Source organism: Lacticaseibacillus chiayiensis (assembly GCF_004123795.1).
GTDB classification, from domain to species: Bacteria; Bacillota; Bacilli; order Lactobacillales; family Lactobacillaceae; genus Lacticaseibacillus; species Lacticaseibacillus chiayiensis.
On the sequence record NZ_MSSM01000034.1, the window covers coordinates 16857 to 40425 of the forward strand.

The following is a 23569-nucleotide window of genomic DNA, read 5'->3' on the forward strand; positions in this document are numbered from 1 at the left end:
GTGACTGAAAATGCCAATTCAGCATAGCATAATTCAAACAAAAAGCCAAAACCGCGCCGCGGCTTCGGCTTTTTGTTGACGATCTACGACATTACTTCTTATCGTTGTCAGAAACATCCTTGTAATCGCCATTGATGGTACCATCGTCAGACTTCTTATCGTCAGCACTGCCTTGCGTTGCACCTGTTGCTGCACCACTAGTTGCGCCGCCTTGTGCCTGCTGATTCTTCTGGGCGTTTTCATAAAGCTTAACGGTCATATCCTGAACCAACTTGTTCAAGTCGTCCCGTTTCTGCTTCATGTCATCAAGGTTGTTTTCTTGTTGAGCTTTCTTCAAAGCTTCCTGAGCATCCTTGACCTTCTTGATATCTTCTTCAGGAACCTTGCCATCAACGTCCTTGAGCGTCTTGTCGGTCTGGAAGAGTAACTGATCGACATCGTTCTTCAAGTCGACTTCTTCCTTGCGCTTTTCGTCGGCTTCGGCGTTTTCTTCGGCTTCCTTCTTCATGCGTTCAATTTCTTCATCGGACAAACCACTGGAACTCTTAATAGTGATATTCTGTGACTTGCCGGTGCCGAGGTCTTTGGCAGAAACCTGAACGATCCCGTTCTTATCGATATCAAACTTAACTTCGATTTGCGGAACCCCACGTGGTGCTGGCGGAATGTCCGTCAATTCAAAGCGACCAAGCGTTTTGTCATCTGCTGCCATTGGCCGTTCACCTTGTAAGACATGAATGTCAACGGCCGGCTGGTTGTCAGCTGCGGTTGAGAAAACCTGGCTCTTGGAAGTCGGTATAGTCGTGTTACGATCGATCAACTTGGTGAAGACGCCACCCATGGTTTCAATACCCAGTGACAGCGGTGTAACATCCAACAGAACAACGTCCTTAACATCACCGGAAATGACACCACCTTGGATAGCAGCACCCAAAGCAACAGCTTCATCAGGGTTGATACTATGATCAGGGTCTTTGCCTGTCCATTCCTTAACGGCTTCCTGAACCGCCGGAATCCGTGTAGAACCACCGTTCAAGATGACTTTGTCGATGTCGGCATTGGTCAGTTTAGCATCCTTCAAAGCATTTTCAACCGGCTGTTTGGTCTTAGCAACCAAGTCAGCTGTCATTTCATCAAATTGAGCGCGCGTCAAAGTACGTTCTAAGTGCAGCGGTCCATTAGCGCCAGCAGAGATAAATGGCAAACTAATCTGGGTCTGGGTAACACCAGAGAGGTCTTTCTTCGCCTTTTCAGCTGCGTCCTTCAAACGTTGCATGGCCATCTTGTCTTTAGAGAGATCAATGTTGTTGTCCTTCTTGAATTCGGAAACCAACCAGTTGATGATCTTGTTATCAAAATCATCACCGCCCAAATGCGTATCGCCATTAGTTGACAGAACTTCAAAGACCCCATCGCCTAATTGCAGAATGGAAACATCGAAGGTCCCACCGCCGAGGTCATAAACCAGAATCTTTTCGTCTTTGTCACCCTTGTCCAAGCCATAGGCCAGCGCGGAGGCCGTTGGTTCGTTGATGATCCGCTGTACATTTAAGCCGGCAATCTTCCCGGCATCCTTGGTAGCCTGACGCTGGCTATCGTTAAAGTAAGCCGGCACAGTAATAACCGCATCTTTAACCGGTTCGCCCAGATAGTCTTCCGAGAATTTTTTGATGTATTGCAGAATCATCGCAGAAATTTCCTGTGGGGTGTATTCCTTATCGCCAACCTTAACTTTGTAATTAGCTTCGCCCATGTGGCGTTTAATCGAAACAATGGTATCTGGGTTGGTGATTGCCTGACGTTTAGCGACTTCGCCGACTTGAATTTCGCCATCCTTAAACGCAACAACAGATGGTGTGGTTCGGTTACCTTCAGGATTTGTAATGATTTTTGGCTGATTGCCTTCCAAAACCGCAACAGCTGAGTTGGTGGTTCCTAAGTCAATACCAATAACTTTACTCATATGTTATACCTTCTTTATTTTCAGATTAATTATTTAGCAACGACGACCATAGCAGGGCGTAAAACCCGATCCTTGAGATAATACCCTTTTTGCAACACCTGCGCGACAGTATCAGCTGCATGTTTATCATCAGCCGCGACTGTTTGGACAGCCTGTTGAGTATTCGGATCGAATTTTTTACCTGTGCCATCAATGGCAGTGATGCCGTTTTCCTTCAAAGCACGTTCCAAGTGGTCATAAACCATCTGGACACCCTTTTTCAGTGAGGCAGCACTATCATCTTTGGCTTCGGTTGCGAGCGCGCGTTCAAGATTATCGACAACTGGCAAAATCGCCTTTGCTAACTTCTGGCCGTCGTACTTCAGCAGCTTCTGTTGCTCTTTTTCGAACCGATGATTCATGTTTTGAATCTCCGCAGCTGCCCGCAGATATTTATCTTCGAATTCATCACGCTCTTTCTTCAACTGCTCACCATCATGTTGGCTGCTTTTCAGTTGATCATTAAGATCAGCGATGCTTTCTTTCAGAATGTCTTCTTTAAGCGAAGATCCTGACGCTTCAGCAGGTTGTTTTGCCTGTTTGGCGGTATCTGCCGCAGTTTGCTTTGCTTTTTTTTCTGCCATGGTATCCTCCCTTTAAATCACATTCGCCAGTATTCATACAACGATGCTAACAAACATTTTTTAATTTTCATTGATCAAAGTTGGCATAATAATCTGTCAATCGTTTTGCCAGCTCTTCACGGAAAACATCCAGCAGTCCGATCATTTTCGAATACGGCATCTGTGTCGGGCCCAGTAAGGCAATCATGCCGGTGCCATGATCGCCAACATCGTAACTGGCCGTGATTAAACTAAGATTGGCCAGATCAATTGGTTTGAGCTCCGGACCTAGCCGAACCTGAACCGGCGTTTGGCGAATCGGTCCACCAAGCAGTTCCGTGAGATCGCCGTGATCAGCGTCAATCAATGACAAGATTTTTTTCAGTTCATGGATATCGGAATCTCCTAGGTAATCCATCAAATTCAACCGCCCGCCGACATAAAAGCGCTCGGAAGCAGCTGATTTTAAGATGTTACCGAAAATATCCAAGAAGCCTTCAGGACTAGTCAGATACTGCATTAACATCGAAGGCACATCGGTTTTCAGCCGCTGTGCAACCTGAATCAACGGCAAGCCAACCAGTTGATCATTGACGATTCGAATTGCTTTTTCAAGCTCATCGGATGAGATATTTTGCGACACAGTAAAGACCTTGTTTTCGATATTACCGTTATTCGTGACCAAAATTGCCATGACTTGGTGATTACCTAATGGAACAAGGCGAAAACCAGTCAGCTTGATATTGGTTACTTCAGGTCCCAAGCTAATGGCCGTGTAACTCGTCAGATTAGACAGAATTTGCGCACTTTGCGCCACAATCTCGTCCATCTTGTTGTATCGCTGGCTAAATGCCTGCTTGATAGTTGCCAGTTCTTGATGCGAAACACGCATCGGTTCAACAAGATGATCGAGATAATACCGATAGCCTTGCGTCGATGGCACGCGTCCGGAACTACTGTGGGTCTTGGTGATCAAACCAGCATCTTCAAGCGACGCCATGTCGTTACGGATTGTGGCGGAACTGACATGAATAGGCAGCTCACGCATCAATCGCTTTGACCCGACCGGCTCCCCGCTTTCGGTAAACAGGCGGATGATTTCTTTTAAGACGAGCACTTGCCGTTTCGTCAACATTTTCTCACCTCACCTTTAGCACTCGTTTCACACGAGTGCTAATACACTGAATAATATACCAAGCACTGTTAGCAAAGTCAAGGCAACATTGCTAACATCTTCAGTGCTTTCGGTGTTTCTATCCAATGGCGATCATTTTTTCAAGAAAAAAACCGTTTAAATAAGCGGCTCATCAAGCAAAAATTGTTGAAAGACTTCGTTACCTAAAAACTTACCCTTGTTTGTCAGCCGGATAAAGCCATCATTGCGCTGTAACAAACCTTGGCTTTCCAACTCAGGTACAGTCTCTCCGTACACCGCATCAACTGTCAGGTGATAGCGCTCATAGAAGCGTTTTTCACTTACGCCGCGCATGGTTCGCAAACCGAGAAACATTTCTTCTTCAATTTGTTCGGAAACCGGAACCAGGTGATGGGCCAAAACCGGTAAATGTTCGGTATGAAGCGGCGTCAGGTACTGCTTGATCGGGCCATAATTATGATACCGATCGCGTCCAAGATAACCAAACGCGCCAGCCCCAAAGCCGAAGTATTTGTCATTTTCCCAGTAAAGCAAGTTGTGTTGGCATTGATAACCATCTTTGGCAAAATTGCTAATTTCATATTGATGTCTACCATGCGCTTCCATTAAATCAATGGCATCCTGATACATGTCGGCTTCGATATCCTGCGTTGGCAAGCGTAATTTTCCTTGGCGCATCAAATTATAAAAGATGGTTTTCCGTTCAAGAATCAGTGAATACGTGGAATAATGTGGCAAATCTAGATCGAGGGCATTTTGTAGACTATTTAAAAAATCATCCCGGCTTTGATCCGGTAGTCGAAAAATCAAATCAATCGACAGATTATCAAAACCCACTTTTCTGGCGTTGGCAATCGCAACATAAACATCCTTGGCGCGATGAATCCGACCGATCCGCTTGAGAACTTCGTCGTTAAAAGACTGGACCCCGATTGATAGTCGATTGACGCCATAATCATGTAAAACCTGCAACTTATCGGTCGTCAGCAAATCATTGGGGTTCGCCTCAAACGTGAATTCACCAGAATCAAAATGCAAAATGTCGTGAACGCCTTGGCAAAGTGTCGCCAACTGTTTGGGTGTCAAAGTTGTGGGTGTTCCGCCACCGACATAGACCGTTTCGATTTTTTCATCGGGATGCTCTGCCATGACCATCCGCATCTCTTTAAGCAACATCGCAACATAGTCATCAACAGGCTGACCTTCAATGAAGACTTTATTGAAATCACAGTAGTAACAAATATGTTCGCAAAACGGAATATGAATATATGCGCCTGCCATTTTAACCCTTCTTCGCGAAATACTGACGGACTGCCACTTCGTCTTTCTTTAGCTGGCTAATCAACTCTTCGGCGTTGGCAAATTTTACTTCACCACGCAGATAATGGTACCAACGAACTCGCACGGTTTTACCATAGATCATGCGGTTAAAATCCAGTAGATTTATCTCAAGCGTCACATCACGATCACTGCCAAACGTGACATTCCGGCCAATCGAAGCCATTCCTAGATACCAAGTGCCATCCACGTTCACCGTAACAGCATAAATGCCGATACCAGGAAGCCGCTGCTGGCCTAATGTCGCCAGATTAATGGTCGGGAAACCAAGTTGCCGACCGCGGGCTTCACCATGAACCACTTTGCCAGTCGTCAAATAAGGGTAACCTAAAAGCTCATTTGCCGTGTCAATGTCTCCTTGATCCAATGCGTCACGAATTCGGGTCGAACTGATTTTTTCGCCATCTTCTGCCAGCTTTGGTACACTGATGACTTCAAATCTGCCATGGGCATAGTCAGGCAGTAAAGCCATGTTGGCAATCGTGCGTTTCCCATAAGTATAATCAAAACCGGCCACAACTGTATCAGCCTTCAGCCCCACCAAATACTGATCCACAAACGCTTGTGGCGATAAGGCAGCGAATTCCGGCGTAAAATGAACAAAATACAACAAATCCACCCCTAATTGCCGCATCAAATCAATCTTTTCTTCACGCGTTGACAGATACTGGATCGTTGTTTTACTGACGCCGCGATAAACAACAGCCGGATGAATGTCAAATGTCATCACAGCTAACGGCAATTTTTTGGCTAAGGCTACTTGCTTCCCTGCTTTAATGACGGCTTGATGGCCGCGGTGTACGCCATCAAAGAAACCCAGCGTCAAAACGATGGGCTGTAGCGGTGCCGCTGATGCTTGCAACGGCGGGTGAATATCGATGACTTCCATTAAATTATCTCGCATTCTTCTCATTCGCTAAAAACATAATATCCGGGCGATACTGGTGTTTTTCCAATCGATAGATGGCTTTCAAAACGCCAGCGTAATGTAGCCGAATCCTTGGTGCATCCAGCTGCAGGGTCAAAAATCGGCCGTGCCGGACATCGTCATACTGGTCGTTTGTCAAATCAACTTTCGGCAATTCAGCAAATGCAATATCAATCGGTTGGATCACTGACGCTATAGTGCCATCAGTAATATGTTGCTCCAAGTCTCTAAGGCTGACCGATTGCGCTAATGTAAAGCCGCCGCTTTTAATCCGCGTCAATTGACTCATCACTGCAGCGACGCCTAATGATTGGCCAACATCAACTGCCAAGGTTCGGATATAGGTTCCCTTAGACACTGCAACCTCAAAACGAAAACGTTGAATTCCTTGAGCTACGTCGAAAATCGGTTCACTGATTCGCTCAAAGCGCTTTACCGTCACCTGGCGCTTCGGACGTTCAACTGACTCACCGGCACGCGCATACTCATACAACCGCCTACCATTGACTTTGACTGCTGAAAACATCGGCGGCACTTGGGTAATTTCCCCTGTCCATTGCGTCAGTGCCTGATCCAGTTCATGCACCGGTACCGGCTTCACTAGCGGCGTCCGTTTCACCACCTCGCCATCAAGATCTTCGGTGGTTGTTGCAAAGCCAAGTGTGATTTCGCCGGTATAAATTTTCCCACTGGCCATTAATTGGGGCACAGCTTTGGTCGCCGCACCAATCGCGAGTGGTAAAACACCGTCAACATTCGGGTCAAGTGTACCGGAGTGACCGATTTTTTTAATGTGAAGAAGCTTGCGTGCATGATAAACGGCATCGGCACTGGTCATGCCGGTTGGTTTATACAGCGGAAGAATGCCGTTCATGAAGTCGGCCCCTTTCAGTTTTCAAAATTAAAAAAGTTAATTATTGTAACCCATCAAGCTTTAGGCTTGGTATACATGCTGCGATGATGCCTAGCATGTGCCGCATGTTGCCATCCTGCCCAAATAAAAATCAGCACGACCAAAATCGAAAAGAGCCAATCCGGTGTTTTGACATTGATCATCGGCAAACTCAATCCAAGTTTGATGGCAATGAGGCCAACGAGTACATACGCCGCGGTTTCCAACTCAGGTACTCGATCGATAAAGGTCGTGATCACTTGAGCAACAACCCGCATCGCCAAAATACCCAAGCAGCCGCCGATTAAAACAATGACCGGATTACTGGAGACTGCCAAAGCTGCCAAGATTGAATCCACCGAGAAAACTATATCGAGGCTTTCAATTTGAAAAACCGTCCCCCATAAGCCATGAGCGCGTTTGGTCCGTTTGCCTGTGTTGCTTTTAGGATGACGAACCGCATAAAAATAACTAGCACTCATCCATACCAGATACAAAGCGCCAAGTGCCTTAATCGGCCAAAACTGTAATAAGTAAGTTCCAAGTCCGATGGCAATGAAGCGAAACAGATATGCTCCTCCCATGCCATACATCAAGGCCTTTTTGCGCTCCGACTCAGCCTTAAGCTGTTCGGTCTGTGCAGCGAGAACAACTGCATTATCAACGGAGAGCATACATTCTAAAAGGATTAAGCTGAAAATCGTAACTAGGCCGCTGACCGAAAAAGCCAGCTGCCAGTTGTGCATCGAAAAGAATGGTCCGTATAAGGTCCCTAAAAACTTGATCGTGATCCTTCCCTTCTCAATGTTTATTATTATACCGTTCAAGCCAGGAAAGCTAAAGCGGCTATTACGAGAAAGGCAACGTTGCCTGATGACTTCATAAAAAAGGACACGAAAAAAGGATTCAATCTTGACGACTGAACCCCTTTTGATTGAACAGCGCTATTCCAAATTCTTGCGCCGCACTTCATTGATTAACTGATCAATGCGAGCACCATACTGAACGGATTTGTCTTGAACAAATTCGATTTCCGGCACCTTGAACAGCCGAATCCGTTGCCCGACTTCACGCCGAATCAGTCCACTGGCTTTATCCAAACCAGTTTGGGCTGCTTCGACTTTATCAGGTGCATCATCGAGAATGCTATAGAAAATGGTGGCATGCTGCAGATCACCGGTCAGCTTGACGCCGGTAATCGTCACGCCTTTGACCCGCGGATCATTAACATCCTTTAACAAGATATCATCAACTTCACGTTGGATCTGAGTCTCAACTCGACCGATACGATGCTTCATCCGCTTAAACCTCCTGGTGAGCGTGAGCTGGCGCGGTTAGAAGCCGGAGTGTAAGTGGCCTTGGGCGTGATGGCGGTTTGTGCCATTGCGACCAAGGTCCTTACATGCAGGCTCCTGCGCCAGCGAACGCGTTATGATGGATCGTTCACCAGCCCTTCTCAGCCAGCAAACGCCTTTCCTTCAAAATGGCTTCCGTACACCGCTTACTTGACAGGTACTTCCTCCATTGTAAAGGCTTCGATCTGATCACCGACTTTAATATCGTTATAATTCTCAATGGTCAGCCCGAGTTCAAATCCTTGGCGAACCTGCTTAACATCATCCTTAAACCGACGAAGTGAACCGAGTTTACCTTCATACTTGACAATACCATCACGAATGAGCCGAACACCGGCATCACGGGTAATATAACCGGAATCGACGTAACCGCCGACAACCGTTCCGACCTTGGAAACCGGAATCGTTTCACGAACCGTAACCGTACCGATAACCTTCTCTTCATAAGTTGGCTCCAGCATGCCCTTCATTGCTGACTCGACTTCTTCGATCGCTTTGTAGATGACACTGTGCAGACGAATATCGACATCATCCTGTTCAGCCTGCGCTTTAGCCAATGCTGTCGGCCGAACGTTAAAGCCAATGATGATGGCATTACTTGCCGCGGCCAGTGTCACATCACTTTCATTAATCGCACCAACTGCTTGGTGAATAATGTTGACTCGAACGCCTTTGACTTCAATCTTTTCAAGACTTCCTGCCAAAGCTTCAACAGACCCTTGGACATCCGCCTTAATGATGACGTCAACTTCTTTAAGTTGACCTTCTTTCATTGTTTCAAACAAATTGTCCAAAGTGACATGGGTCGTGTTCTTGCGTTCTTCTTCTTGAGCCCGTTTTGCCCGTTCTTCACCGGCAGCCCGAGCAGTCCGTTCATCTGCGAAGACAACAAACTTGTCAGCGGACTGCGGTACGTCATTAAGTCCGGTGATTTCGACTGGCATTGATGGCAACGCATCCTTGACCCGACGACCATGATCGTTGGTCATAGCGCGCACACGGCCAAAGGTATTCCCAACAACAATCGGATCACCGGTGTGCAAGGTTCCTTGTTGAACCAAAACAGTCGCAACCGGTCCTTTACCTTTATCCAAACGTGCTTCGATAACTGTACCGACAGCTCGTTGATCCGGGTTAGCCTTCAATTCAAGCACATCTGCTTCCAGCAAAATCATCTCCAATAATTCATCGATGTTTTTACCGAATTTAGCTGAGATTTTGACGAAAATTGTGTCGCCACCCCAGTCTTCAGGAATCAACCCATATTCGGTCAATTGTTCCATGACGTGCTCCGGATTGGCCCCCGGCTTATCGATTTTGTTGACCGCTACAATGATCGGCGCCTTGGCTGCCTGAGCGTGATGAATCGCTTCAATCGTTTGCGGCATCACGCCATCGTCAGCAGCAACCACAAGAATAACAATATCGGTAATATCGGCACCGCGCGCGCGCATATTGGTAAAGGCCGCATGCCCCGGGGTATCGAGGAACGTAATCAAGCGATCACGCAATTTAACTTGATACGCACCTATATGCTGCGTAATGCCACCGGCTTCACCTTCAGTGACGTGCGTATGCCGTAACTTATCCAGCAAGGTTGTTTTGCCGTGGTCAACGTGTCCCATGATCGTCACAACTGGCGGCCGTGGCTGCAAGTTGTCTTGGTTCTTGTTTTCTTCTTCGAACACTTTGTCCAAATCGGAAATGTCTTCGTGAACCTTTTCTTTCGCGTCAATACCATAATCGGTGGCCAAAAGTTCAATGGTATCTTTGTCCAGACTCTGGTTCTGGTTGACCATAACACCCAACATAAACAGTTTCTTGATTAATTCAGCTGGCTCACGATGAAGGATCTTGCCCAGTTCCTGAGCATTCATCCCAACTTCATAATTCAAGACTTCTGGTAACGGACGCTCTTTGCGCTGTGGCATTTCCTTCTTCGGCTGGCTTTGTTGACGACGCTTGTTCTTCTTGTTCCGTCGATTGCTGTTGCGGTTAAACCCGTTGCGATTCCCAAAGCTGTTGCCGCGACCAAAGTTGTTATTCCCACTACCGCGCCGACTATTGCGGTTGTCCTGGCTGCCGACCGTTGCTGGTTTGGCAGCTGGCGTAACGGCAGCCGGTTTTGCAAAGCGTTGATTGGTTTTTGTAGCTGGTTGTTCGGTACGAGGACGCTGTTCTGTCCGTTGTGGCCGTTGTTCCATTTGTGGCCGCTGTTGTGCACGAGTCGATTCAGAACGTTCAGAACGTTTACTCGCTACAGCTGGTTTAGCCTCTTGTTGACGCTTTGGCTGTTGTCGTTCGGATTCCGGCTTGACAAATTTCCCGCCATTTCCTGCGACGGGACGCGGATTGCCATTGGCTGCGGTCGGACGTCCGGCACGTGGCATTGGGCCGGTTACACGCTGGTTGTCAAACCGGCGATTACGATCGCGCCGATTGCGATCATTCGGACGAGTGTTATTGCCAGAACGGTTGTTATTGTTGTTTCGATTGGTATTACGGTTTCCTGTCTTAGCAGCCGTTGCCGTTTGCTCGCTGCCGCGGTTGTGGTTGCCGGATTTATGCGTTGTCTGCGTGCCCCGAGGCCGTAAAATCGTTGACTTACTTAAAATGATTTTACCGTCAGCGGTTTTGTTAGACCGTGCCGGCTTATGCTCATGACGGGTCGGTTTCTCTGCAGATGCATGCTGATTATCTTTAGCACTTGCAGGCGCTGCTGACTTGGTCGGTTTAGCAGCCGCTGATGTTGAAGGTGTTTTAACTGCTGAGGACTTGCTCAACACCCCCTTGATTTTTGCTTCTTGATCTTGATCGATCGAGGACATGTGATTCTTCACTTCGATACCCAAGTTTTTAGCGATATCGATAACGTCTTTATTATCGACGTGCATTTCTTTGGCAAATTCATAAACGCGTTTTTTGCCCATTTCTTCACGCTCCCTGCAATTTAGGTGAGCAGCTCTTGCATCTTCTTGGCGAAGCCTGCATCTGCCACGGCAATGATTGAACGATCACTACCGATAGCCTGTGATAAGTCCATTTTGGAGAATACTGTCACCAAAGGAACTTTATAGTAGCTGCTTTTATCGGAAAACTTCTTGCGGGTATTGGCACTTGCATCACTGGCAACGAACACCAGCTTTGCATCACCGGAACGAATCGCTCCTAACACCAGTTGGTCACCGGTGGTAAGGCGACTGGCGCGGCGGGCCAATCCCAATAATTTCAAAACGGCTTGTTTTTGCATGGTTACTTGCCGAATAGTTCCTGACGCGCCTTTTGATGATCAACATAAGCAAAAAGATCATCGTAAAAGGCCGGGTCAATGGTGATACCGAAAGCTGCGTCAATCAATTTTTTCCCCTTAGCCTGCTTCACGGCATCAGGATTCAGTGCCACATATGCGCCACGTCCTGCTGCCTTTCCGGTTGGATCAATTGCGACAACGTTCTCCTTGTTCTTAACGATCCGAACAAGTTCTTTCTTCGGCATCATCGTATTGCTTAGCAAGTCCTTGCGCATTGGAATCTTACGCTTTTTCATGGCTCGCCTCCTTATGCCTGTGACTGATTATCAGCGTTTGGCGTGACCGGTGTTGCTTCGGATGTGTTATCCGATTGTTCGGCTTCGGTTGGTTCGTCGCTAATTGCCTCGGTGTCATCGACCTGATTATCTGACGCCGCTGCAGCTTCAGCTTCCGCCTCTGACAACTCATCGTCATCCACAAATTCAACTTCTGATTCTGGCTTAATATCGATCTTATAACCGGTTAACTTTGCAGCAAGCCGCGCATTTTGACCTTTCTTACCGATGGCCAGTGACAGCTGATAATCAGGGACGATCACGGTTGCCGAACGATCATTATCTTCATCGTTGAATTGCACCGCGATAACCTGTGCCGGATTCAAGGCATTGGCGATGTAATCGGCAGGATCCTCTTCCCACTGAACAACATCCATGTTCTCGCCTGATAGCTCATTGACCACAGCCTGTACTCGAGCACCGCGCGGACCAACTGTGGTACCGACAGCATCGACAGCATCGTTAGTTGCCCGAACCGCAATCTTCGTCCGATCGCCCGGTTCACGCGCAATATTGACAATTTCAACCGTACCGTCGAAAATCTCCGGAACTTCCTGCTCAAACAAGCGTTTAACCAAGCCCGGGTGCGTCCGACTAACGAAGACTTGGGGACCTTTACTGGTATTTTCGACTTTGGTCACATAAACCTTGATACGATCGTGTGCCTCATACTTTTCGTTTGGCATCTGATCTTGGCGACCCAAAACAGCTTCGATCTTACCTAAATTAACGTAGATGAACCGGTTATCGCGACGCTCGACAACCCCTTGCAAGATCTCATCTTCATACTGAGAATACTCGTCATAGACAATACTGCGTTCAGCTTCACGCACGCGTTGCATAATCACCTGCTTAGCCGTTTGTGCTGCAATCCGGCCAAAATCTTTAGGCGTGACTTCGAACTTGATTTTATCACCGATTTCGTAAGCTTTGTTGATCGCCAATGCATCTTTGAGGCTCACTTCTAACCGCGAGTCAAAAACTTCATCAGTCACTTCTTTGACAGCATAGACATGGATGTCCCCTTGCTTAGGATCAAATTCCACATCGACATTTTGCGCCTGATTGTAATTACGCTTATACGCGGAAACCAACGCGGCTTCCAAAGCTTCGATCACAACCTCTTTCTTAACGCCTTTTTCTTGCTCTAGAGCGTCAAGTGCTTGGATCATTTCCTTTGACATGCTTTTCTTACCTCCACTAGAATTCGATCGCCAACCGTGCAGAAGCGATCAATTTTCGGTCGATGACCTGATCGAATTTGCGGCTTTTATCTTTGACCGTTAATGTCAACTGGTCAGGATTCAGATCTTTCAAAGTACCTTCGAAGATTTTCTTACCATCCAACTTCTTGAATAGCGAGACATGAATATAGTCGCCAACTGCCTGCTCATAATCCCTCTCACGCTTCAACGGTCGCTCGGCACCGGGGCTGGAAACTTCAAGAAAGTATTGCTGCGGAATCGGATCCGGATCCATACTGTCCAGTTTCTCAGACAAAGCTTCACTGACCAGCACACATTCATCCAATGTGATGCCACCTGACTTGTCGATATACACCCGCAAGTACCAGCCGCCGCCTTCTTTCACAAATTCGACATCCGTGAGGTAAAAATGATGGTCGTCCAAAATCGGTTTGACCAAAGCGGTCACGGTTTCAACAACCGATTGCGTACTCAAGCCACCGCCTCCTTTATTGTTCACTCAAGACTTTCACTTCTAACGGTTTCTTGACAAACATCATGACGCTCGCCAATAAAAAGAGTGAGCATCGCTGCTCACTCACCGCCAGAACCTTACTTTACTATTGTTACAATACCATAGATAACCGTCACTTGCAAACAGGCAGTCCGTTGTGGTAGTAAGCTTCACTACCGACTGCACGAGACTTTGCTAGTTTGCGGTTGTGGCACCATCATATTACCTGACAATTTAAAACAATCCGTCAAAAAGCGAGAGTTGGTTCTCGTCTGGTAAATCGTCTAGAACATGATTGGTTGTCATGTAATCAATCAACGTCTTGGAAACTTTACCACGATTGGCAAGATCTTCTTTGGACAGGAACGGCTTTTCTTCGCGCGCGGCAACAATCTGCTTCGCAACGTTATCGCCTAATCCCGGAACCGCGCGGAATGGTGCCAAAATCGTGTGATCATCTTGAATCAGAAAATCATGCGAATCAGACTTAGTGACATCAATCATTTTAATCTTAAAGCCTCGTTCCAGACATTCATTGGCAATTTCTAATACTGTCAGCAGTTGTTTTTCTTTTGTCGAAGCATCCATGCCTTTGTCTGTAATTTCCTTCATGGCCGCCTTAACTGCCTCTTTGCCATGACTCATTGCCGCCAGATCAAAGTCTTCCGCACGCACCGAGAAGTAAGCCGTGTAGTACACCAGCGGATAATGAACCTTGAACCAGGCAATCCGTAACGCCATCAAAATATAAGCTGTAGCGTGAGCCTTCGGAAACATATATTTGATCTTCAAGCAGGAATCGATGTACCAATCCGGCACATTTTCATTTTCCCGCATGGCTTTTTGCCAATCTTCCGGAATCCCGCGACCTTTACGCACGTGTTCCATAATGTTAAAGGCCATCGAGTCATCCATGCCCCAATGGATCAAGTCCATCATGATATTATCACGACAGCCGATGACTTCTTTTAGCGTAACAATGCCTTGCTTGATCAATTCCTCTGCATTGCCTAACCACACGTCGGTCCCATGTGAAAGGCCAGAGATTTGAAGCAATTCGCTGAAGGTTGTCGGTTTGGTTTCTTCGAGCATGCCCCGGACAAACCGAGTACCAAACTCAGGAATACCCAGTGTACCCATTTTCGAATTGATCTGTTCAGGCGTAACCCCAAGACTTTTAGTACCAGAAAAGAGCGCCATCACACCAGGATCATCGGTTGGAATGGACTTCGGCTCAACTCCGGATAAATCCTGCAACATCCGAATCATGGTCGGATCATCATGGCCCAGGACATCCATTTTCAAAATGTTGTCATGAATCGAATGGAAATCAAAATGAGTCGTCATCCAGGCAGCATTTTGATCGTCAGCCGGATATTGGATCGGGGTAAAATCGTAAATATCCATATCAGCGGGAACAATTAGAATGCCGGCTGGATGTTGTCCGGTTGTCCGTTTAACACCGGTATCACCTTGCGCTAACCGATCAATTTCGGCACCGCGCAGTTGCTGGCCGGTGTCACGTTCATAAGCTTTGACATAACCATAAGCCGTTTTGTCAGCAACCGTACCGATTGTCCCAGCCCGAAAACTGTGATCCTCGCCAAACATGACCTTGATATAGTTATGTGCGATCGGTTGATAATCACCGGAAAAGTTCAAATCAATATCCGGTACCTTATCGCCATGGAACCCGAGGAAGGTTTCAAAAGGAATGTCATGGCCATCTTTATGCAGCTCGGCACCACATTTCGGGCAGACCTTATCAGGCAAGTCAAAACCGGAACCGACTTCGCCATGCGTAAAGAATTCGCTGTATTGACACTTAGGACAGCGATAATGCGGCGGCAGCGGATTAACCTCGGTGATGCCCGCCATTGTCGCCGCCAGACTAGAGCCAACCGAACCTCGCGAACCAACCAGGTACCCGTCCTTGTTCGACTTTAAAACCAGTCGTTGGGCAATGTTGTAAATGACCGAGAACCCGTTACCAATAATACTTTTTAGCTCTTTGTCTAGCCGTTGTTCGACAATTTCCGGCAAAGGATTGCCATATAATTCATGGGCGGTGGTCATGACATCATGCTTGAGTTTGTCCTCCACGCCCGGCACATCAGGTGTATAAAGTTTCGTCTTGACTGGCGAAATGTCATCGTCAATCCAGTCAGCAATCAGATTGGAGTTGGTCACAACCAGCTCTTTGGCCTTGTCAGCACCTAGCCAGTCAAATTCATCCAGCATTTCCCGAGTTGAGCGAAAATGGACATCAGGCAGACTGTGGCGATTCAGCGGATTCGCACCGCCTTGACTATGAATCAGTATTTTGCGATAAATAGCATCATGCTGATCCAAATAATGGACATCCCCAGTGACCACCACCGGTTTCTCCATCTCATCGCCAATTTTAATGATCTTTTGAAGAATATCTTTTAGATGGGATTCACCTTTAATCAAATCTGCTTCCAGCAACGGCTGATAGACCGGTAACGGCTGAATTTCAAGATAATCATAAAAAGCGGCCTTTTCGCGCGCTTCGGCTTCACCTTTTTGCATCATCGCCGTGAAAACTTCACCATTGGAGCAGGCCGATCCGACTAGCAAACCTTCACGCAGTTTTTGCAATTGGCTGCGCGGCACTCGTGGTACGCGGTAGAAATATTTGACATTGGACAATGAGACCAGTTTGAATAGATTCTTCAATCCCGCCTGCGTCTTAGCAAAAACCACAGCATGACTCGGACGGGCAGCCTTGTAAGCATCACCGGCGCCGACTCGGTCATTCAGTTGATTAAGTTTGGTCATACCATAAAGCTTGGCCGCTTCTTTTTCCAGCGCATAAAGTAAATAACCGGTTGCTTCGGCATCGGCGTTCGCGCGATGGTGGTGTTCCAAACTGACTTTATATAGTTTGGCCAACGTATCGAGCTTATGATTCTTGCGTTCCGGATGTAACATACGAGATAATTCCAGCGTATCAATGACAGGATTATCAATGTCTGGAAGTCCGTGGCGTTCATACCCGTTGTCAAGAAAGCCCACGTCAAAAGTTACATTGTGACCGACCATAATGGCACCGTCACAAAATTGCTGGAAAAGTTTGAAAACTTCTTCTTCCGACTTCGAACCGTGGACCATATCATCGGTAATGTGCGTCAAATTTATTGTCAATTCTGACAAAGGAAAACCGGGATCGATCATTTCTTCAAACTGGTCAATCACTTGGCCGTCTTTCATCTTAACCGCAGCGAGTTCAATAACCTTGTCATAGACCGCTGACAGTCCGGTTGTTTCAACGTCAAAGACGACATATTCGGAATCAGCAAGATCGCGGGGATCGTTTGCGCGGTAAGCGACAGGCGTGCCATCGTCAACTAAGTTAATTTCAACGCCATATAGCATTTTTAAGCCGGCTTTATCTGCCGCTGTGTGTGCTTCTGGGTAAGCCTGCAAGCCGGCATGATCTGTCACAGCGATCGCTTTGTGACCCCATTCTTTTGCGCGGTTAACAAAATCGGTGATCGAATTAGTGGCATCCATCTGGCTCATGTTGGTATGCAAGTGAAGTTCTACCCTTTTTTCGCCTTCCACGTCATCAGTCGGATCTGGATGTGAAACAGTTTGAATGTCCTGGGCATTAATCGTCAATTCACGGGAATAATTATCTTCCTGAACACTGCCACGGACGCGGAGCCACTGGCCTTTCTGAACTCTGGCAAACATCGCCTCATCATCAGCGCCATTACTAAACTTCTTGGCAATGAAACTGGAACTGTAATCCGTGATTTTAAAAATTAATAATTGCCGTTTGGATCGTAACTCACGCACTTCCACATCAAAAACGTAGCCTTCGACGGTAACCGACCGTTCTTCTTGCGTGATGGTCACCATCTGCTGTGGCGGGTCACTCATTTTCAGCTGACGACCCATTTGTACAGGACCATCAGTGCTTTCTTGTTTCTGTTTGGCGGCTTGACGTTTAACTACTTCGGCCGCAGCTTGCGCCATTTTGGCCGTTTGGGCAGCTTTTTGGGCTTCGAAGGCGGCCACTGACTGTGCAGCTTGCTCTTCATCAACATCTGCCTGCATCCGCAACCCGGTGAATCCGACTTGCTGATAGGTTTCCTCAAGCTTACCCAAACCCTGATGAATCAAGTATTGGCGAACCTGTTCGTTTTCCGCAGTGATCACCGCACGATCATTGACTAGTGTCGGAACCTGCTTTTCACACAGCTCGCGCACAATTCCGGTGCCGATTTCCGCATTTTGCACGACAAACCGCCAGTATTGGGCCAGCAGTTCATCGGTAAAAACGGCATGAGCCACTGAAATAGTCAAGTTAGTTTTAGCAATTTGTTTAAACGCAAGCGGTAATTGGGTCGCCAATGTATTAAAAATCTGAAACGGTAAAATCGCGGGAAATCCCAGCGTAAAGTCATACCGCTGGGATTGCTCGTGGATTGTCACACCTTGGACCACACCTTCTGCCAGCGCCGGATCATTTTTGACATCCGCTGGCAAATCAAGTTGATCCAGTAATTTTTCAAACATCTCATGTTGGGATAAAACCAAATTGTGCACCCCTCTTAGATGGCAGAAACTGGGACAAACCGCCACGTGGTGATTAATGCCATGTCGAAACTTGCTTTTGACATGGCGATCATCGGATTGACGATTTTGCCCCAGCATCATCGTAATCAATTATGCTTTTGGCTGTTCTTGTTTATGCAGTTGGGCCATGAGGATTTTGATCGAACTGATCAGCTCTTCCTTCTTGACTTCAATGGTCTCGCCGGTTTTACGCAACTTCAGTTCAACAATCTCGTCGACCGCTTTTTTACCGACTGTCACGCGTAACGGCACACCGATCAAGTCAGAATCAGCAAATTTAACCCCCGGTCGCTCATTACGGTCGTCAACCAAAACGCTGTAACCAGCCTCTTCAAGCATACTTTCAATTGAGGCGGTCAGCGTCTTTTGTTCCTCGCGTTTTAGATTAACCGGAATTAAATGAATGTCAAATGGTGCGATCGTCGTTGGCCAAATCAGGCCGTGATCGTCAGCTTGCTGTTCCGCTATGGCTGAGAGCAAACGGGAAACGCCAATTCCATAAGAGCCCATGATAATCGGTTGGCTGCGGCCATTTTCGTCGAGAAAATTGGCGCCCATGGTTTCTGAGTAACGTGTGCCTAGTTTGAAGATATGGCCGATTTCGATTCCACGCGTGAACTTAAGCACGCCCTGACCATCCGGCGAGACTTCACCTTCCTTGACAAACCGGATATCAGCAAAGCTTTCCGGCGTAACATCGCGGTCAAAGTTAACATTTAGAAAATGGGTGTGAGCCTTATTAGCACCTGCAACCAGGTTCGTCAAGCCGCTTAAACTGTTATCGGCAATAATCCGCACGTCTTTATCAACGTTGACCGGACCGATATTGCCAACTTCGGCATGCATGACCGTTTCAACCTGCTCAGGGGTTGCCATTTCAAGAAAATCCGCGCCTAAGATGTTCTTTAGCTTGGTATCGTTCACTTCATAATCGCCACGCACCAACGCCAACACTGGCGCACCATCAGCCATGAACAAAACAGCCTTAATCAGTTTTTGCTCAGGTACTTTCAATAATGCTGCAACTTCAGCGATAGTCTTGGCATCTTTAGTATCAACCGGTTTTAATTCCGCCTGGGCTTCTACGCCTTGCTTAGGTAAGGCCATGCTGGTAGCCATCTCCAGATTAGCAGCATAGTCAGAACTATCGGAATAAACAATGGTATCTTCACCGATTGGCGCAATGGCGGAGAACTCCTTGGAATCCTTTCCACCCATGGCCCCACCATCACCGATAATGGTGCGATAACGCAACCCTAAGCGATCAAAGATATTGGTGTAAGCATGTTCCATCTGGCGATAAATCGTGTCCAGATCATGATCATTGCTGGTAAACGAATAGGCATCCTTCATAATAAATTCGCGACCTCGTAGTACCCCGTAACGCGGGCGATCTTCATCGCGAAACTTATCCTGAATTTGATAAAGAACCAGTGGCATGCGTTTATAAGACTTTAGTTCATTACGTACCAAGTCCGTGAAGGTTTCTTCGTGAGTCGGTCCCAGAATCATTTTACGATCCTGGCGATTTTTCAACTTAAACAAGTTCGGTCCATAAGTTTCATAACGTCCGGATTCTTCCCAGAGTTCAGCCGGCAACAAGACTGGCATTTTCATCTTAACCGCATCAATCTTCGTCATTTCATCGTCAATGATGGCTTCAATGCGAGTTAGGACGCGTTCAGCGAGCGGTAAATAAGCGTAAACCCCAGCCTGAACTTGACGAACAAAGCCGGACCGCAACATCATTTTATGTGATTTTGCTTCCGCCGAACTCGGTACTTCTTTTTCTGTGGGAATAAACATCCGTGATTGTTTCATGTCAGCCTCCAAAGCTAGTTTATTTAAAAGTAACGCATAATGTCATTAATTGTGACGGCGATCATCAGTAAGACCATCAAACCCAGCCCAATCATCGTGATAACACCTTCAGTTTCCTGTTTGAGTGGTTTACGCCGAATGATTTCGATCAGATTTAATAAAATTTTTCCGCCGTCCAAAACTGGGATCGGCAGTAAGTTTGAAATACCCAAACCAAGGCTCAGGTAACCCATGAAGAACAGCAAGCCGGCCAATCCGCCTTTTGCGCTTTGACTGGTCATGGTATAAATACCAACCGGCCCAGCCAGCTTATTGAGTGAAAAGCCTCCAGTTACCATCGACTTCAAGACATCCCAAGTGCGAACGGCTAAATCCCAAGTCTGGGTAAACCCATAAGTAAAGGCGCGCACTGGTGACTTATCAACGGGCACCATCACGCCAATCTTGCCTTCCTTATCCGGTTTAATCGCAATATTTTGCGTTTTGCCATCTTGCTTAACGGTAAACTTGACCGATTTGCCGGCATGTTTGCTGACCTGAGTCGAAAGATCGGTAAATGAATGAATCTTTTTACCATCGATCGATTCAACCCTAGCATTCGATTTAAGTCCTGCTTGGGCAGCCGGGTAATCAGGAAGAACAGTTCCGACTTGATTGGTATTAAAAATTTGCACACCAAAAACCAGACCATAAACGATGAACGTTAAAATAGCGAGAATAAAGTTATTCATCGGTCCGGCAAAGTTAACTAGTAGTCGCCGCCAAACCGGGGCATTTTGAAATTGAACGTCTTCCGGCGCAATTTGGACTTCCGTGCCGTCTTCTTCGATGATGGTGGCGTCATGATCAACGTGCCAGGTTTGCAAGGCCTCTTCATCACCATTTGGATAACCTTCGATGACGAGATCCTTGACCAAATCAACTCGACTGACCTGAACCGGCATGCCGCCTTCTAATGTGGTTTTGTCACTGGCATTAATACGGACAACTTTACCGGCATCGTTTAAAATCAGGCTCAACATCGTGCCTGGTTTGATATCATCTTCATCATCCTGCCAGCCTGCCATACGCACATAACCGCCCAACGGCAGCAAGCGTAATGTATAGGTTGTATTATTTTTACGCGACGCCCAAAGTTTAGGTCCCATTCCAATTGAAAATTCACGCACCAGAATACCGCTGCGTTTTGCAAAATAGAAATGGCCAAACTCGTGAACCACCACAAGAATGCAGAAGATAACAATAAAGGCAATGATTGTGGTCATATGTGCTCCTTAGAAGTTAGACAATGCCAAAGAGATGCAACATTGGCAATACCAGCAGTAAACTATCAAACCGATCCAAAATGCCGCCGTGTCCCGGCAAAATTTTCCCGGAATCTTTGACACCGTAGAACCGTTTCAACGCGGATTCAATTAAATCTCCGATTTGCCCGATAACGGATAAACACAGCGCAATACCCATCATCGGCCAAAATGTATAATATTGTGGCAAAAACATTAAGTAAATTGCAGCGGTAATCAAGGCAAGAACGATACCGCCGATGCTTCCTTCAATCGTTTTGTTGGGACTGATCGCCGGCCATAGTTTGTGACGGCCTAGCTTACGGCCGATCATATAAGCACCGGTATCAGTGAGCCAGACAATTAGCAATGCAAACATCAACGTATCCAAACCTGCATTATTCCGCACACTGATCAAATAATGAAAACCGGTCCCAATGTAAAAAAACGACAGCACCGAAACGCCGATATCGTCGAAAGTTGTCCGATTTTTGGTCGTGACCGTTAAAAATAGCAACAAGGCAACCGCAACATAAATCAAATCAATGCGACCCAAAAAGGGAGGCAGCCAGCGGAAGAAGCTATTTGGCAAAACGACGACCAAGACACCAAGCGCCGCAATCAGAAAATCCGGCGAAAGAATAATCCGCTTCCGCATGATATAAACTTCTGACAAAGCGATCAATGCCAGAATTGCCCCGGCTGTATCGATCCAACCGCCGCCCAGGATTAAAATTGGAATAAAAATCGCTAAGGCAACGACCGCCGTTATGACCCGTTGTTTCATGATAATAAATCCTCCATCACCATTTCAATAATTGATTACTTCTTCAAACCGCCAAAGCGACGATCCCGCGCTTGGTAGGTTGCGATCGCCGACTGAAGAGCAGCCGGTGAGAAGTCCGGCCAATAATCGTCCACAAAAACCAGTTCACTGTAAGCAATTTGCCACAGTAAAAAGTTGGAAATCCGCAGCTCGCCACTGGTCCGAATCAGCAGGTCCGGATCCGCCAACGGGCCCAGAAATCCTGTCATCAAAGCAGAAGAAAAACGGGAATTATCAATTTCCTCTGGCTTGAGCGCACCTTTTTGAACCTGCTTAGCCAACTTTTTTGCGGCATGTACCAGTTCATCCCGACCGCCATAGTTTAACGCAAAGTTCAGGATCATCCCGGTATTATTCGCTGTATCAGCCATTGCCTTTTCACTCGCCTGACGTGTCGCATCAGGCAAGTCGGTCAACTCACCCATAACTTCAACTTTAACATTTTCCTTAATTAAATCAGGCATAAAGTCATTAAAAAAATCCACCGGCAAGCGCATCAGGTAATTAACCTCGGAACCAGGCCGCTTCCAATTTTCGGTTGAAAAAGCATACAAAGTCAAAACCTTAACGCCAAGGCGACTCGCTGCCTTAGTAATGGTTTTAACATTTTGCATGCCTTGCTTATGACCGGCAACTCGCGGCAAAAATCGCCGCTTCGCCCACCGGCCATTACCATCCATGATAATCGCAATATGCGCAGGAATCCGTGAAAGATCGAGTTTTGCTTTAGAATCCTTGGCTGTGGCCAAACTGGCGCCTCCTCACAACGTCCATGGTACCCTCAAGTACCAAATGTCTTAAACGATTGTAGCAGAAAAAAGGCAAGAGCGCGAGCCGGCGCGGTTAGAAGCTGGAGTGTAAGTGGGCTTGACCGTGATGGCCGGGTTGTGGCCATTGCGGTCAAGGCCCTTACATGCAGGCTTCTGCGCCGGGGAGCGCGTTTCGATGCAGCATCGGCGAACAGTACTTCACTCAACACCGGCAGTCGAAGTTCTAGAGCCATTGCGACCAAGCCCCTTACACGCAGACTTCTGCGCCAGCGACCGCGCCCCCGTATAGCATCTTCAAAACATCCTCACACCAGCAAAAACAAAGAGATTGAGCCATAATTCGTATAAGATGTCTTTGAATCACTGAATTCCGAACGATACAAAATCCTAGGCAATTAGTCCCGTGCCGTGCCAAACTCCGCAATCTCCGGCCAGATGGGGCTCAGCTTTGGCACTAGTGTCTTAACGCTTCTTTCAAATCATCTATGGCAAAACAAAAGGCGAACAACATTCTGCGGTCGGCCCTGTCAAGTTGACAGATGAAATAATATAAAATTTTGGTAGCTTTTAGATGGCCTTATTCCAGTATTCTTCTGGGGTAAGGCCGTCTCTTTGTCCTGAACGATTATCGTGATTGAAATAGTGGATCCCATCTTCAACGAGCTGGACGAATTCCTTGTAAGTCTTTGCCATTGGATGACGATCCATCCACCGCAGTTTAAATTCGTTCCACCAGCGCTCCAT

19 protein-coding genes are annotated in these 23569 nt (G+C 47.0%); all 19 read right to left on the minus strand.

The window, feature by feature from the left end:
- Window positions 1–91: 91 nt before the first annotated feature.
- The 19 genes from dnaK to BVJ53_RS15605 all read right to left on the minus strand — a co-directional run bounded on the left by dnaK (window position 92) and on the right by BVJ53_RS15605 (window position 23569).
- Window positions 92–1963: a molecular chaperone DnaK gene (dnaK, locus tag BVJ53_RS12200; RefSeq protein WP_129302636.1), complete on the minus strand. Its 1872-nt coding sequence runs from the start codon at window positions 1961–1963 to the stop codon at window positions 92–94.
- A 29-nt stretch (window positions 1964–1992) separates the two neighbouring features.
- Window positions 1993–2586 carry a nucleotide exchange factor GrpE gene (gene grpE, locus BVJ53_RS12205; RefSeq protein ID WP_129302637.1) on the minus strand — a complete coding sequence of 198 codons (594 nt, stop codon included), beginning with the start codon at window positions 2584–2586 and terminating at the stop codon, window positions 1993–1995.
- Between the two features lie 67 nt (window positions 2587–2653).
- The gene (gene hrcA / locus BVJ53_RS12210; protein WP_129302638.1) at window positions 2654–3700 is read right to left on the minus strand and encodes a heat-inducible transcriptional repressor HrcA; all 1047 of its coding nucleotides are present in this window, start codon (window positions 3698–3700) and stop codon (window positions 2654–2656) included.
- Window positions 3701–3856: 156 nt separating this feature from the next.
- Window positions 3857–5002 carry a radical SAM family heme chaperone HemW gene (gene hemW, locus BVJ53_RS12215; RefSeq protein ID WP_129302639.1) on the minus strand — a complete coding sequence of 382 codons (1146 nt, stop codon included), beginning with the start codon at window positions 5000–5002 and terminating at the stop codon, window positions 3857–3859.
- Window position 5003: 1 nt separating this feature from the next.
- On the minus strand, window positions 5004–5948 hold the full coding sequence (ribF, locus tag BVJ53_RS12220) for a riboflavin biosynthesis protein RibF (protein ID WP_129302640.1): 945 nt from the start codon (window positions 5946–5948) through the stop codon (window positions 5004–5006).
- A 4-nt stretch (window positions 5949–5952) separates the two neighbouring features.
- Complete coding sequence (gene truB / locus BVJ53_RS12225) at window positions 5953–6861, minus strand: tRNA pseudouridine(55) synthase TruB (protein ID WP_129302641.1); 909 nt, start codon at window positions 6859–6861, stop codon at window positions 5953–5955.
- A 53-nt stretch (window positions 6862–6914) separates the two neighbouring features.
- Window positions 6915–7706 (minus strand): DUF475 domain-containing protein, encoded by a 792-nt coding sequence (locus BVJ53_RS12230; RefSeq protein WP_191983448.1) that lies wholly within the window; start codon window positions 7704–7706, stop codon window positions 6915–6917.
- 117 nt (window positions 7707–7823) lie between these two features.
- Window positions 7824–8177 carry a 30S ribosome-binding factor RbfA gene (gene rbfA, locus BVJ53_RS12235; RefSeq protein WP_129302643.1) on the minus strand — a complete coding sequence of 118 codons (354 nt, stop codon included), beginning with the start codon at window positions 8175–8177 and terminating at the stop codon, window positions 7824–7826.
- Window positions 8178–8380: 203 nt separating this feature from the next.
- Window positions 8381–11164, minus strand: coding sequence for a translation initiation factor IF-2 (infB, locus tag BVJ53_RS12245; protein WP_129302644.1), 2784 nt, complete (start codon window positions 11162–11164; stop codon window positions 8381–8383).
- Window positions 11165–11184: 20 nt separating this feature from the next.
- The gene (locus tag BVJ53_RS12250) at window positions 11185–11484 is read right to left on the minus strand and encodes a YlxQ-related RNA-binding protein (RefSeq protein WP_129302645.1); all 300 of its coding nucleotides are present in this window, start codon (window positions 11482–11484) and stop codon (window positions 11185–11187) included.
- Between the two features lie 2 nt (window positions 11485–11486).
- On the minus strand, window positions 11487–11780 hold the full coding sequence (gene rnpM / locus BVJ53_RS12255) for an RNase P modulator RnpM (protein ID WP_049169457.1): 294 nt from the start codon (window positions 11778–11780) through the stop codon (window positions 11487–11489).
- An 11-nt stretch (window positions 11781–11791) separates the two neighbouring features.
- Entirely contained in the window at window positions 11792–13003 is a 1212-nt protein-coding gene (gene nusA / locus BVJ53_RS12260) for a transcription termination factor NusA (RefSeq protein WP_129302646.1), read from the minus strand.
- 16 nt (window positions 13004–13019) lie between these two features.
- On the minus strand, window positions 13020–13499 hold the full coding sequence (rimP, locus tag BVJ53_RS12265) for a ribosome maturation factor RimP (protein ID WP_129302647.1): 480 nt from the start codon (window positions 13497–13499) through the stop codon (window positions 13020–13022).
- Window positions 13500–13751: 252 nt separating this feature from the next.
- Window positions 13752–18086: a PolC-type DNA polymerase III gene (locus BVJ53_RS12270; RefSeq protein ID WP_129302648.1), complete on the minus strand. Its 4335-nt coding sequence runs from the start codon at window positions 18084–18086 to the stop codon at window positions 13752–13754.
- Window positions 18087–18215: 129 nt separating this feature from the next.
- Window positions 18216–19946: a proline--tRNA ligase gene (locus BVJ53_RS12275; RefSeq protein WP_129302649.1), complete on the minus strand. Its 1731-nt coding sequence runs from the start codon at window positions 19944–19946 to the stop codon at window positions 18216–18218.
- A gap of 23 nt (window positions 19947–19969) precedes the next feature.
- Window positions 19970–21211 (minus strand): RIP metalloprotease RseP, encoded by a 1242-nt coding sequence (rseP, locus tag BVJ53_RS12280; RefSeq protein WP_129302650.1) that lies wholly within the window; start codon window positions 21209–21211, stop codon window positions 19970–19972.
- A gap of 16 nt (window positions 21212–21227) precedes the next feature.
- Window positions 21228–22016: a phosphatidate cytidylyltransferase gene (locus BVJ53_RS12285; RefSeq protein ID WP_129302651.1), complete on the minus strand. Its 789-nt coding sequence runs from the start codon at window positions 22014–22016 to the stop codon at window positions 21228–21230.
- A gap of 35 nt (window positions 22017–22051) precedes the next feature.
- Window positions 22052–22804 (minus strand): isoprenyl transferase, encoded by a 753-nt coding sequence (locus tag BVJ53_RS12290; RefSeq protein WP_129302652.1) that lies wholly within the window; start codon window positions 22802–22804, stop codon window positions 22052–22054.
- Window positions 22805–23392: 588 nt separating this feature from the next.
- Window positions 23393–23569: an IS3 family transposase gene (locus BVJ53_RS15605; RefSeq protein ID WP_414467458.1), complete on the minus strand. Its 177-nt coding sequence runs from the start codon at window positions 23567–23569 to the stop codon at window positions 23393–23395.